Here is a 13358-nt window from a genome sequence, read left to right on the forward strand (position 1 = left end):
AGCAGTGCTTTGAGCAGCCCGCGGCTAGTTTCCTAATTTGCTCTTTGATTTTCATTGAGTATCAGATTTAAGAAATTAACTTCCTCGTCTCCAGAAAATCGCTAAGACAATCATGGAACCTAGTACTGCCGGAATGATGGCAGTTCCTGCTATTATCGGTCCCCAAGTCCCAAAAAGCAAATGCCCTATAAAGGCACCAATCCAACCGAGAAACATTTTTCCAAAACATCCCATGCGTTCTCCACGATTGGTCAGAGTACCTGCTAAAAATCCCACTAGGAGACCAACGAACATACTTCCTAACATATTATCTCCTTAATTTGCCCAATCTCCGTTACGGAAGAGTGGTACACGTGTCCCATCCTCACGGATACCATCGATATCCATTTGACTAGACCCAATCATAAAGTCCACGTGAACATCTGAACGGTTAAGCCCCGCAGCTTCAAGCTCCTCTTCGCTCATCTCCGCTCCACCAACAACGCTAGTTGCGTAGGCTGCACCAATAGCCAAGTGATTTGACGCATTTTCATCGAAAAGGGTGTTAAAGAAGGTAATACCTGACTGAGAAATTGGGCTTGGATCTGGCACCAAGGCACATTCACCTAAGGCACGCGCACCCGCATTTTCAAAGACAAGATCTTTCATGACCTGATCACCCTTCTCAGCAGTAATATCAACGATTTGTCCATCCTTAAAGGTCACCTTAATACCTTCAATGATATTTCCGCTATAGCTAAGCGGTTTTGTAGAAGTGACATAACCATCTGCACGACGGAAGTCAGGCGCTGTGAAGACTTCCTCTGTCGGCATATTTGGCAAGAATCCTTCGCCCTGTGCATTGATAGCACCAGCTGATTCCCAAACGTGGTTCTTCGGCAAACCAAGGGTCAAATCAGTCCCTGGCGCTGTGTAGTGAAGGGCTGAAAATTGTTCTTTATTAAGCATATCTGCCTTGCTCTTGAGGATAGCTGCATGCTCTTCCCAAGCCTTAACAGGGTCTGCTTCGTAGACTCGGCAAGTTTTGAAGATTTGGTCCCAAAGGAGATCGACTGCTTCTTCGTCGCTCGCAGCATTTGGAAAGACTTTCTTAGCCCACTCAAGTCCAGCAGCGGCTGCTACAGTCCAGCTAACCTTGTTAGATTGCGTTGCGATACGCATTGGCTTCATAGCAAGTCCCATAGCTTTGGCAGAAGCTGAGAGCTTGTCAGCGTCCACTCCATTCAAGGCACCTGGGTCAGAAGAACGAACTCCAAGACGGCTAGCCTTGTTCTCCAAAAGATAGTTCATCTCAGCAATCTTGTATTCTGGCACATTGTCCAGACGCTCCATCGGCGCATGGAGGAATTTCTCACGGTTAATGACATCATCTGTCCACTGAACGATAACCTCATGCGCACCCAAAGCGTAAGCTTCTTTGACAATTAAGTGAGCCAACTCACGTTGCTCCACATCGATAGAGAGAGCCAAAGTGTGACCAGGTTGCACGTTGATTCCGTTCGCAACCAATAATTTCGCATATTTTTCTAGATTTTCTTTAAAATTTGGTAAAACCATGTAATTTTCTCTTTTCTATTTTTATTTTTCTTTCAAAGCAGAGAATAATCCTGCTAAAGCAATAGCACCTGACAAGAGTGCTGTTGATAGAAGAATTGTTTGATCAGCAAGTTCCAATTGATACTCAAACACCTTCTTAGCCGGCTTGTCTTCCGCAAAAATTCTTAGTTTCATGAAATGTCCTTTCTTATTCTTCATGCTCTCCTAGGTAGAGGCGTCGTGCCTCTGGACTATTTGTGAGGATATCTATATAGGTTTCATAGTCATCAGGTAGAGGCTTTCCTAAAGAGATATCTTGTTCTGGAATTATATTTTTCCCATAAAGAAAGCAAAGATAGAGACGTTCGTTGAGTGTTGGAAATACTTCAATAGACATAAGTTCAGCCTGACCTACCCGATCCCAATCCTGTTCTTTGATATCTGGTATGATATAAGATTGGAAGAGTCCCATAAGTGGATTATCTTCTGGTAGTCCACTGTCTTTATCCGCCAGAACCAAAGAACAACGTCTACCAAAACCAGCAAGTTGGCGCTCCCTTCCCTTTACCGAAACAGTAATAGGATGCCCTCCAATATGGCTATAAATCCATTCTTTAGGCAGTTCATAATCTAACAGGGGGGTAACTTCTTTGACAATCGCTACAGGACTATAGCGTAGAAACTGGCGAGTAACAGCCTTACAAAAGAGGATATCTTCATCTTTCAAGGTCACTCCCTTCCAGTTATTTTCCTCATTAAAATGGTTGAAAAATACCAGATAGGGATCACGCACCATTTGTGCTAATACATAAACGCCATTTCGCAAACGTATGGAAATAACTTTCCCTGGTTTCCAGGGTGTTGCTCTTTTTTTCTTTTCCATCATGATACAACCTCAAACCTACACAAGACATTTCAAACTTTTAAAACAACTCATCAAACAAACTCAACTGGTTATCCTCTGGCATATTTCCAAGAATACCCATTTCATCCATCTTTTCAACCAAGGTTGATGAGAGGCCACCGCGTTTGCGCAATTCTGTTTTAGAGAGGAATTCTCCCTCTTCACGCGCTCGCACCAACTGCTTAGCAACGTTCTCTCCCAGACCATCCATAGCGACAAATGGCGGGATGAGGGTATCTCCATCGATAAGGAACTCTGTCGCCTGACTACGGTAGAGATCGAGTTTTCCAAACTTGAAACCACGCTCCCACATCTCATTGACAATCTCAAGAGTGGTATAGAGGTCAATTTCCACATTAGAAGCTTCATTGTTCTTCCGTTTTTCAGAGATTTCTTCCATTCTGCGTTTGATGGCATCCAAACCCGCTCCCATGGTCTTGATATCAAAAGCCTTGGCACGGATGGAGAAATAAGCACAGTAGTAATAAATCGGGTGGTGAACCTTGAAGTAGGCTACACGCAAGGCCATCATAACGTAGGCTGCCGCATGGGCCTTAGGGAACATGTACTTGATTTTCCCACAGGACTCGATATACCACTCTGGCACCTTATTAGCCTTCATAGCTTCGATATAGCCATTTCGCTCCTCTTCGGAAATCTTCAGCCACAAGCCCTTACGTACCCGTTCCATGATAGTAAAGGCCATCTTAGGCTCGAGGCCAGCATGCATGAGGTAAACCATGATGTCGTCCCGACAACCGATAACAGTCGATAGGTCTGCTATTCCTTGCTTAATCAGATCTTGGGCATTGCCCAGCCAAACGTCGGTACCGTGGGACAGTCCAGACAATTGAAGCAATTCTGCAAAAGTCGTCGGATGGGTTTCATCGACCATCCCTCGAACAAAGTTGGTTCCAAATTCTGGAATTCCCAACATCCCAGTTGGTGTTCCGATTTGTTCAGGTGTTACCCCTAGCACATCTGTCCCTGAAAAGAGGGCCATCACGCCTTCATCATCCATAGGTATTTCATTAGGATCAATCCCAGACAAGTCCTGGAGTTTTCGAATCATGGTAGGATCATCATGTCCCAGTACATCAAGTTTAAGGACGTTCTCATCAATATCGTGGAAGTTAAAGTGAGTGGTCTGCCATTCAGCCGTCACGTCATCCGCTGGATACTGGACAGGCGTAAAGTCGTAGACATCCATGTAGTTAGGAATAACAACGATTCCCCCTGGGTGTTGTCCTGTCGTTCGCTTGACACCAGCCGCCCCTTGGGCGAGACGCTCCACCTCTGCATCACGATAAAACTTCCCGTAATCTCGCTCATAGCCCTTTACAAAGCCATAAGCAGTTTTAGCAGCTACCGTACCAACCGTTCCTGCACGGAAGGCATATTCTTCACCAAAGATATCACGCACATCCAAGTGGGCGCTAGGCTGGTCTTCTCCCGAGAAGTTCAAGTCAATATCGGGAACCTTGTCTCCATCAAAACCAAGGAAGGTCTCGAAAGGAATATCTTGCCCATTTTTACTGAGTTTGTGACCACAGTTTGGACAGTCCTTATGGGGCATATCAAATCCTGAACCATAAGAACCGTCTGTGATAAACTCGCTATACTGACACTGACCACAGACATAGTGAGGAGAGAGAGGATTGACCTCCGTAATCCCAATCATAGTCGCAACGAAACTGGAACCGACAGATCCACGAGAACCAACCAAGTAACCCCGTTCATTGGAACGTTGCACCAGCATCTGCGAGGCTAGATAAATCACGGCAAATCCATTTCCCAGAATGGAAGTTAGTTCTTTTTCAATCCGCAAATCGACAATATCTGGCAGTGGATTTCCATAAATCTCAAAAGCTTTCTTGTAGGTCAATTCAGCGACCGTTTCTTCAGCCTTGTCAATGAAAGGCGTGTACAAGTCACCCTTAACGACCTCAACAGGTTCAAAGATTTCTGCCAAGGCATTGGGATTTTCAATTACCAGTTTACGAGCCAGTTCCTCTCCCAAGAATGCAAATTCATCCAACATCTCATTGGTCGTTCTAAAATGGGCTTTTGGCAGAGGAGCTGGTTGGGCATGTTCACCATGACCGATAGTTCGGTTAATCATCGCACCCTGTCCCAAACTACGGACGATAATTTCACGGTAAATCTCTTCTTCTGGTTCGATATAGTGAACATTTCCCGTAGCCAGAACAGGCTTGCCAAGGCGATCTCCAACCTCTATCAAACTCTTGATAATGGTCTGGAGTTCCTCCATATCCTTGACCTGTTCTTTGGCAATCAAGGGCGCATAGATAGCCGGTGGCATGACCTCTATAAAGTCATAATACTTGGCCACCTCAACCGCCGCATCCACACCTTGAGAAACGACCACGTCAAAAACTTCACCCTCTGAACAGGCTGAACCTAAAATCAAGCCCTCTCGATGGGCATCTAGAACCGTTCTCGGAATCCGTGGCACTCCTTCAAAATACTTGGTATTAGACAAGGAAACCAGCTTAAAGATATTTTTTAGACCTACCTGATTCTTGACATAGATGGTCGCATGCTTGATCCGAGCTTTTTTGTAAGAATCTGGACTGATTAGATCAATGTTGAGTCTAGCTAAATCGGTCACACCATGTTTTTCTGCTACCTCTTTGATAAAGATGAAAAGCAGACGACCAGTCGCTTCCGCATCGTAGTTGGCCATGTGGTGATGTTCCAAGGCCACACCAAAACGCTTGGTCAAAGGCCCCAAACCATGGCGTTTATACTCAGGATAGAGGTTTCTAGCAAACTCCAGCGTATCAATAACTGGCTGACTAATCTTTGGAAGATCATGACGCTCATAATTAGCATTCATAAAGCCAACGTCAAAGGTAGCATTGTGGGCAACTAGGACCGTATCCTTGCAAAATTCTTGGAATTCTTGCAAAACTTGTTCTAGTGGTTTGGCATTTTTGACATGATCATCTGTAATTCCAGTTAACTCTGTAGTAAAAGCTGACAAGGGATGCCCAGGATTGATAAATTCATCAAATTCAGCAATAACATTCCCCTTGTACATCTTAGAGGCCGCAACCTGAATCAAGTCATTATAGATAGCTGAAAGTCCCGTCGTTTCCACGTCAAAGACCACGTAGGTTGCTTCTGATAAGTCCATCTCCACTTCGTTATAGACGATAGGGACACGGTCCTCCACGATATTGGCTTCCATCCCATAGATCAGCTGGATTCCCGCTTTCTTAGCCGCCTTATAGCCATGTGGAAAGGACTGGACATTCCCATGGTCTGTGATAGCAACCGCCTTGTGTCCCCACTTAGCAGCTGTTGCAACAATCTCTTCGACCTCTGGCAAAGCATCCATAGTCGACATGTTAGTATGAGCATGAAACTCAACCCGACGCTCACCTTCTGGCATCAAATCCTTCCGCTCATAGTGAACAACTTCCTGCACATCCTGTACGTTCATAGTCAAATCGCGTGTGAAGTTATTCATCTCCACATTCCCTCGAACTCGGAGCCAAGAATTCTTCTTGATGAGGTCAAACTTCTGGGCCTCTTCCTCGTTTTTAACCCACTTTTGCATAGAAAAACTTGAAGTATAGTCCGTCATTTTAAAGTTGATTAAAACACGACCTGTTCTAGTCACTTTTTGCTCCACATCAAAAACAACCCCTTCAAATACCAGACGATTTTCCTCTGTCGTCACTTCGATCATAGGAGTAATCTCCGCCTTATCCAGCTTGGGTTTAGCTGCAGCTTTTTTCGCTTGAAAATCAAAGGCTGGTTTCTCTTCCGCTGGAGGAGGCGCCATCTGCTCCAGTTGTTCCATAGCACGGAGCGCTTCCTCATTGGCAGCTTGAACAATCTGCTCATTTTCAGCATGAAAGGCCTCTTCCTGCTCTTGGGTCAAGACATCATTCTTCTCGACTTGACAGTTAAAAGTTGGAAAACCAAACTTTTCAAGTTGTTTGGCTAAATTAGGAAGATGATTCTTCTTAAAATGTTCCTTATCAATCGCTTCAGATCCTTCAATAAATAGCTGATTACCCTCAGCACGAACTTGCAAATTTTGATAAAGGGACTTAAAACCTTGACTAGCACATGGACCTTCAGAGAAAGCCTCCCTATAGTAGGACTGCAAGAGCTGATTTGAAAATTCTTGAGACCGAGCCTTAATTTCAAAAACAGCTTTATTGCCTGTCTTAGAAAATTCTTCGCTCAAACCTTTCTTTAATTCTAAAAAGATTTCAATCGGTAAAATATTAGAAAATACGAAATGAAACTCCCATACCTTACTAATTTTATGAACCACAACTCGCTCAATATTGGCCTGTGCTAAAGCAGGAGCCTGTCTCATTTCAGCAGGCATCCCCAATTGATTCATCAAAATTTCAAAACTGTTTGACATTCATTTTCCTCACATTATTCTCCTACTATTTTACCATATTTAGAGGTATTTTCTAAAGACAAAAGGAAGCCACTAAGTGACTTCCTTCTAGAGTGAGGACAGATTAGTCTTCACCTTTGTTTTTCTTAATGATTTCTTCTTGTACTGACTTAGGTACATCTTCGTAGTGGTCAAATACCATCATGAATGTACCACGTCCTTGAGATGCAGAACGAAGAACTGTTGCGTAACCGAACATTTCAGCAAGTGGAACGTAAGCACGAACGATTTGGCTGTTACCATGTGCTTCCATACCATCTACACGTCCACGACGAGCAGTTACGTGACCCATAACATCACCGAGGTTTTCTTCTGGAACAGTGATTGTTACAAGCATCATTGGTTCAAGGATAGCTGGTTGTGCTGATTTAGCAGCTTCTTTAAGGGCAAGTGAAGCCGCGATCTTGAAGGCAGTTTCAGATGAGTCGACATCGTGGTATGAACCATCGTAAAGCTTAGCTTTAACGTCAACCATTGGGTAACCTGCAAGTACACCGTTAGCCATAGATTCTACCAAACCTTTTTCAACCGCTGGGATAAATTCACGAGGAACCACACCACCGACGATTGCGTTTTCGAATTCGAATCCTTTACCTTCTTCGTTTGGAGTAAATTCAATCCATACATCACCGAATTGACCTTTACCACCAGACTGACGTTTGAAGAATCCACGTGCTTGAGTAGAAGCTCGGAATGTTTCACGGTAAGATACTTGAGGAGCACCTACGTTCGCTTCAACTTTGAACTCACGACGCATACGGTCAACAAGGACGTCAAGGTGAAGCTCACCCATACCTGAGATAACTGTTTCTCCAGTTTCAACGTTTGTTTCAACGCGGAATGTTGGATCTTCTTCAGCCAATTTTTGAAGGGCGATACCCATCTTGTCTTGGTCAGCTTTAGATTTTGGCTCAACCATCAATTGGATAACTGGTTCTGGAACGTTGATTGACTCAAGGATGATTTTAGCTTTTTCATCTGTCAATGAGTCACCAGTTGTAGTATCTTTCAAACCAACGGCAGCAGCGATATCACCTGAGTAAACAGTGTCGATTTCTTGACGGCTGTTAGCGTGCATTTGAAGGATACGTCCGATACGTTCACGTTTACCTTTAGAAGTATTCAATACGTATGAACCTGATTGAAGAACACCTGAGTAAACACGGAAGAATGTCAAACGACCTACGAATGGGTCAGTCATGATCTTGAAGGCAAGAGCTGCAAATGGCTCTTCGTCAGATGCTGGACGAGTTTCTTCAGCGTCTGTATCTGGGTTAATACCTTTGATTGCTGGGATGTCAAGTGGGCTTGGAAGGTAGTCGATAACCGCATCAAGCATCAATTGAACACCTTTGTTTTTGAAGGCTGAACCACACAATACTGGGAAGAATTCAACGTTGATAGTCGCTTTACGGATACCAGCTTTCAATTCTTCGTTAGTGATTTCTTCACCTTCGAGGTATTTCATCATCAATTCTTCGTCAGTTTCAGCAACTGCTTCAATCAATTTTTCACGGTATTCTTGAGCTTGGTCAAGGTATTCAGCTGGGATGTCTTCTTCAAGGATATCCGTACCAAGGTCGTTCGTATAGATTTCAGCTTTCATCTTGATCAAGTCAATGATACCACGGAAGTCATCTTCAGAACCGATTGGCAATTGGATTGGGTGGGCATTTGCTTGAAGACGATCGTGAAGTGTGCTTACAGAGTAAAGGAAGTCAGCACCGATTTTGTCCATTTTGTTGGCAAATACGATACGTGGAACTCCATACTCAGTTGCTTGACGCCAAACTGTTTCAGTTTGAGGCTCAACACCTGATTGTGAGTCAAGAACGGTAACTGCACCATCCAATACACGAAGAGAACGTTGTACTTCGATTGTGAAGTCCACGTGTCCTGGTGTGTCGATGATGTTTACGCGGTGGTTGTTCCATTGAGCTGTTGTTGCAGCAGATGTGATAGTGATACCACGTTCTTGCTCTTGCTCCATCCAGTCCATTTGTGACGCACCTTCGTGAGTTTCACCGATTTTGTGGATTTTACCAGTGTAGTAAAGAATACGCTCAGTAGTTGTTGTTTTACCGGCATCGACGTGAGCCATGATACCGATATTACGAGTTTTTTCAAGTGAAAATTCGCGTGCCATGAGGTTTGTTTCTCCTATTTATTTTTGATTTCTATTCTATTATAACACGATTTTAATAAAAACGGATAGGCAGGACCTACCCGTTCTCAATGTTTTCATGCTATTGTTGGTTTCAACTTACGAGCTGGTAAGTTGAGTTATAGCTAATACTAATCGATTTAGCTAATTTGAACCCGGGCTAAAAGCTCGGAAAATAGATAAGCTCTCCTAGAATCTTCGATTCTTCGTCAAGCTTCCTAATTTTCAGTCGCTTTTTTAACGCCCTTAGTATCTTAATCTTACCAACGGAAGTGTGCGAATGCACGGTTAGCTTCAGCCATACGGTGAGTGTCTTCACGTTTCTTAACAGCTGCACCAGTGTTGTTAGCAGCATCCAAGATTTCTTTTGCAAGACGGTCTTGCATTGTGTGTTCACCACGAAGACGAGCGATTGTTACCAACCAACGAAGTCCAAGTGTTGTACGACGTTCTGGACGAACTTCAACTGGGACTTGGTAGTTAGAACCACCAACACGGCGTGCACGTACTTCAAGTACAGGCATGATGTTTTCCATAGCTGTCTCAAATACTTCAAGTGCATCGTTGCCAGTAGCTTCTTTGATTTGCTCAAAAGCACCGTAAACGATTGAAGCAGCTGTACCACGTTTACCGTCAAGCATAACGCGGTTGATAAGACGAGTAACTAGTTGTGAATTGTAAAGCGGATCTGGCAATACGTCACGTTTTGGAGCTCTATTTTTACGACTCATTTCTCTTTATCCCCTTTCCTTATGCTTTTGGACGTTTAGTACCGTATTTAGAACGGCCTTGTTTACGATCGTTAACACCTGCAGTATCAAGTGCACCACGGACGATATGGTAACGTACCCCTGGAAGGTCTTTTACACGTCCACCACGAAGAAGAACCACGCTGTGCTCTTGCAAGTTGTGTCCGATACCTGGGATGTAGGCAGTAACTTCGATAAGGTTGCTCAAACGTACACGAGCGAATTTACGAAGGGCTGAGTTAGGTTTTTTAGGTGTCATTGTTCCAACACGAGTTGCAACACCACGTTTTTGTGGTGAAGAAACGTTTGTTTGAACTTTTTTATGACTGTTGTAACCAACGTTCAAAGCTGGTGATTTAGATTTTTCTACTTTTGATTTACGCGGTTTGCGAACCAATTGGTTAATTGTAGGCATCTACATTCTCCTGTGTTTTTTTATTTTTGGTGATGATACACTTGGTGACAGCTATCATCTGTGTGTACTTTTGCAACATTTGTCAGCACGTCCCTGTACACTTTTGAGAGACCAAAAGTAAAAAGTACCGTCTATTATTGTAACAAAATTTTCCCTTGCTTGTCAAGATATTTTTCTTTTTTTGTTAATTTTAGCTCTTGCTAACTTCTCAAAGTAACTTCCACCTCTCTCCCAAAACTGGAAGTTAGTCTCAGACGATGAATTATGCTAGAATTAAGTCTGAGACTTTCCGTTCCATCGTTGAGAATATGGGAAAAGGCCCGTCAACGATTTCGAAGGAAATCAAGCGCAATCGCATCATGCATCCAACATCCGTCAAATCTGATTACACGGATTGCCCACTTCTCAAAAAGCTCCTTATGTCTGTAACAACGCGTTTTTCTCATACTAAAAACTAGGTTGTGGAAAACTGGAAGTTAGTTTTATATTGAATTGAAATAAGACATGAACAAATCTATTGAGAAAGTCAACTTAATTTCTAGAAATGTTTTAATAGCAACAACGTACTATTCTAGTTTCAATCTGCTATAGAAGTTACCCTTTCATTCTCTCAAAAGTCAATCATAAAAGAGGAGAAATCGAAGTTCCTCCTCTTCACTGTTTACTATCGAATCAAGTAAATCAAATTGTTACTCATTCACAATTTTTTCATCAACTTTAGGGTTTAGAGTTGTTCCCCAATGTGTAATTGTACGCTGTTGTACTAGTGGTAAGTCTGTGCGGTTGTAAACTGTACGCCATGGTTCCCATACAAGACCTGTCTTTTCTTGAACCTTGATACGAAGATTACGGACATTTCCTCTAAATTGAATCTCTGTTTGGAAGCCCGAAGTTCTGTTTTTTCCGTTATCTTCCCATTGACGTGAACGGATTTCTGGATTTCCTTGTTCATCATATGTAATTTCATCCCAATAAATGTAGTAACGCGCAACATAAGCACCCTTATGATGAAGTTTCAAGAAACCATTTTTGTAAGAAGTAACCTTCGTTTCGATATAGTCTGTACTATTTTGTAAAGTTGCTTGGGCATTATCTTTTAGGAAGGCAGTCTTATATGAGATTGGCACAGCTGGACTTTGAGCGCTAAAGTTAGCTCCTTCTCTGATGAGTTCCTTCAAGTTTTCGACTGTTCCTGTGACAACTTTGGCAGCACCGCTAGCATTACCTCCTACAATTACTGCTGTTACAGAAGTATTCTTCAATAGACGGCTCCATTCAGAATTTGGAGCAATTGTTGCACCTTTGATAACCGCATTAATAGCTGCTTTTAATTCAGTAGACTTACTTGTTGACTCAAACTTAACATAGATTTGACGTCCGTAAGAAACATTTGATACATATACAGGTGGAGTTTGTGAATCAACGCCTCTTTGTTTTAAATCTTCAGGTGTCACACTCTTGTCAAATACAGCTGCTGGATTGGTCGGTGCATCAAATGTCGCTGTATAGTAAATTTGTTTAAAGTTTACAACTTCAATTTGCTTTTCACCCTTTTGCACAGCCTCAAAGTCAATCTTGAGCGGTGCGCCTGCTTTTTCAAAGTCTGCACCAAATTTTGCTTTCAATTGGTTCATGCTATAGGCTGTAGTTGATTCATACTGAACACGGGCAGGAACGGAATGGCTAGATGAGTAATTCTTTGTCCATCTTTCAACCAAGGTATTCATCGCAGACTGCATACCACTAGTTGTAGGATCTGCTTCAATTCGGCTGTCAGACTGAATCATACCAGGTAAATCGACGCTGACTGTCCCCTTTGCACGGGCAAGACTAATCAATTCTGGCTGATTTTCTAGCAGATTTTGGTTTGCCTTATACAAGCCACCTAGGAAGACATTTTGATTTCCATTGATGGAAACATCTGCTGTGCCTGTAGAGAGGGTTTTCTTGATTTTTTCTACAACGACAAACTCTCCATTTTGTTCCTTAGCACTTGTGTTGTAGCGATTTTCTAAGGTTTCTCCCTTGCGAGTTAAAATATCTAAAGGATTATAAGTTAAGCCAAAAAGGTAGTCTTTCAATGCTGATGTTTGATCTACTACTGGTGCAGTTCTATCCTGTCCAACTTGAGTTGTTGCTGAACGGAATACTTCCACTTCTGCCAAGCTCAATGGGGTATTTTTAGTTCTCAACTCCACTTTTACATAACGAGCGCCTTTGGCGGTGAAGAAAACTTCAAGTTCTGCCTTCCCATTCAAACTATCAAAGTGTTGACGAGCAACTTCTTGTTTTCCTTCATTTAACAAAACAACATCAAAATTGGAAAGACGATTAGCTACATTCCCATCTCCACGATTGTAAAGTTTAACTTTTCCAACATTCTCTGTTTTTCCAAGATCGACTTGCCACCAAGCATTGTCTTCAAAGTTTGTATGCGTTACAGAATGGTGCCCATAGTCACTATCAACATTACCATCCACTGCTCGTGTAGCAGCTCCTCCATAAGCAGTAGAGCTTTGACTAGCTTGTTTTCCACGAGCGATGTTTTCTGTCTCAACTGGACGATTCCCTTGCTCTGTAGCCAAAGCTACTCCCTGAGCGTTCAATAAAAAGGCCGCAACAACAGCACTACACACACCGAGTCCACACTTTTTGACAAAGCGATGCAAACGTTTTTCTTGATTCATTCCTTATTCCTCCGTTTTTAAATGAATACGTTTTCCTATTTGTCTATAGTTTATCAAATTTCAAGTAAAAGTCAAGCAAAAATCAGCAAAAAAGTCAAGAAAATAAGAAGAAAACGTTTGCTGAATTTTTCTGATATTTTCTTTAGATTTCCAGTAAATACTATAGTTTGGAAACTAGATAACACTTGAAAAACACTAACTTTTTTCTTTTCCTATTTATAGTTTCACTAGATGAGCTTTTTAAAAGAAATATTAGAGATCAATTTCTGAATAAAAATAGCTGGGAACACATCATCTTCCTAATAATACGGCTTGGCTTATGTGACATTTTTATACTTTCAAACCACGTCAACGTCGCCTTGCCGTACTCAAGTACAGCCTGCGGCTAGTTTCCTAGTTTGCTCTTTGATTTTCATTGAGTATTATTTCCATTATTTATACTGATATATAAAA

The 13358-nt window shown here is 42.4% G+C and carries 9 protein-coding genes and 1 pseudogene; 1 reads left to right on the forward strand and 9 read right to left on the reverse strand.

Going from position 1 to position 13358, the window contains the following annotated elements; genetic code table 11:
- Positions 1-75: 75 nt before the first annotated feature.
- The 8 genes from HT736_RS07900 to rpsL form a co-directional block, all read right to left on the reverse strand.
- The gene (locus HT736_RS07900; protein ID WP_000901572.1) at positions 76-306 is read right to left on the reverse strand and encodes a GlsB/YeaQ/YmgE family stress response membrane protein; all 231 of its coding nucleotides are present in this window, start codon (positions 304-306) and stop codon (positions 76-78) included.
- Positions 307-315: 9 nt separating this feature from the next.
- Positions 316-1557 carry an aminopeptidase gene (locus tag HT736_RS07905; protein WP_138704427.1) on the reverse strand — a complete coding sequence of 414 codons (1242 nt, stop codon included), beginning with the start codon at positions 1555-1557 and terminating at the stop codon, positions 316-318.
- A gap of 21 nt (positions 1558-1578) precedes the next feature.
- Positions 1579-1755: a hypothetical protein gene (locus tag HT736_RS07910; protein WP_166731839.1), complete on the reverse strand. Its 177-nt coding sequence runs from the start codon at positions 1753-1755 to the stop codon at positions 1579-1581.
- Positions 1745-2422, reverse strand: a complete 678-nt coding sequence (locus tag HT736_RS07915) for a hypothetical protein (RefSeq protein WP_138706629.1) — start codon at positions 2420-2422, stop codon at positions 1745-1747. Before HT736_RS07915 ends, HT736_RS07910 begins: the two co-directional genes overlap by 11 nt.
- Before the next feature lie 37 nt (positions 2423-2459).
- The gene (locus HT736_RS07920) at positions 2460-6851 is read right to left on the reverse strand and encodes a PolC-type DNA polymerase III (RefSeq protein ID WP_172930919.1); all 4392 of its coding nucleotides are present in this window, start codon (positions 6849-6851) and stop codon (positions 2460-2462) included.
- Between the two features lie 103 nt (positions 6852-6954).
- A complete protein-coding gene (gene fusA / locus HT736_RS07925) occupies positions 6955-9036 on the reverse strand; it encodes an elongation factor G (RefSeq protein WP_000090345.1) in 2082 nt (693 codons plus the stop codon).
- A gap of 278 nt (positions 9037-9314) precedes the next feature.
- A complete protein-coding gene (rpsG, locus tag HT736_RS07930) occupies positions 9315-9785 on the reverse strand; it encodes a 30S ribosomal protein S7 (RefSeq protein ID WP_000087873.1) in 471 nt (156 codons plus the stop codon).
- A gap of 19 nt (positions 9786-9804) precedes the next feature.
- The gene (gene rpsL, locus HT736_RS07935) at positions 9805-10218 is read right to left on the reverse strand and encodes a 30S ribosomal protein S12 (RefSeq protein ID WP_001142332.1); all 414 of its coding nucleotides are present in this window, start codon (positions 10216-10218) and stop codon (positions 9805-9807) included.
- Positions 10219-10499: 281 nt separating this feature from the next.
- On the opposite strand from rpsL, the pseudogene HT736_RS07940 reads away from it, so the two are divergent.
- A pseudogene (locus tag HT736_RS07940) lies at positions 10500-10651 on the forward strand (helix-turn-helix domain-containing protein); the annotation flags it as partial.
- Positions 10652-10907: 256 nt separating this feature from the next.
- On the opposite strand, the gene HT736_RS07945 reads toward HT736_RS07940, so the two are convergent.
- A complete protein-coding gene (locus tag HT736_RS07945; protein WP_138706631.1) occupies positions 10908-12905 on the reverse strand; it encodes a thiol-activated cytolysin family protein in 1998 nt (665 codons plus the stop codon).
- Positions 12906-13358 lie beyond the last annotated feature (453 nt).

The organism is Streptococcus sp. 339 (genome assembly GCF_013277285.1).
GTDB lineage: Bacteria > Bacillota > Bacilli > Lactobacillales > Streptococcaceae > Streptococcus > Streptococcus pseudopneumoniae.

Bases quoted from the DNA above. Each gene is read 5' to 3' on its own strand.
- HT736_RS07920 (WP_172930919.1), bottom strand. From the start codon at position 6,851: ATGTCAAACAGTTTTGAAATTTTGATGAATCAATTGGGGATGCCTGCT.
- HT736_RS07915 (WP_138706629.1), bottom strand. From the start codon at position 2,422: ATGATGGAAAAGAAAAAAAGAGCAACACCCTGGAAACCAGGGAAAGTT.
- HT736_RS07900 (WP_000901572.1), bottom strand. From the start codon at position 306: ATGTTAGGAAGTATGTTCGTTGGTCTCCTAGTGGGATTTTTAGCAGGT.
- HT736_RS07905 (WP_138704427.1), bottom strand. From the start codon at position 1,557: ATGGTTTTACCAAATTTTAAAGAAAATCTAGAAAAATATGCGAAATTA.
- HT736_RS07910 (WP_166731839.1), bottom strand. From the start codon at position 1,755: ATGAAGAATAAGAAAGGACATTTCATGAAACTAAGAATTTTTGCGGAA.
- HT736_RS07945 (WP_138706631.1), bottom strand. From the start codon at position 12,905: ATGAATCAAGAAAAACGTTTGCATCGCTTTGTCAAAAAGTGTGGACTC.
- rpsL (WP_001142332.1), bottom strand. From the start codon at position 10,218: ATGCCTACAATTAACCAATTGGTTCGCAAACCGCGTAAATCAAAAGTA.
- rpsG (WP_000087873.1), bottom strand. From the start codon at position 9,785: ATGAGTCGTAAAAATAGAGCTCCAAAACGTGACGTATTGCCAGATCCG.
- fusA (WP_000090345.1), bottom strand. From the start codon at position 9,036: ATGGCACGCGAATTTTCACTTGAAAAAACTCGTAATATCGGTATCATG.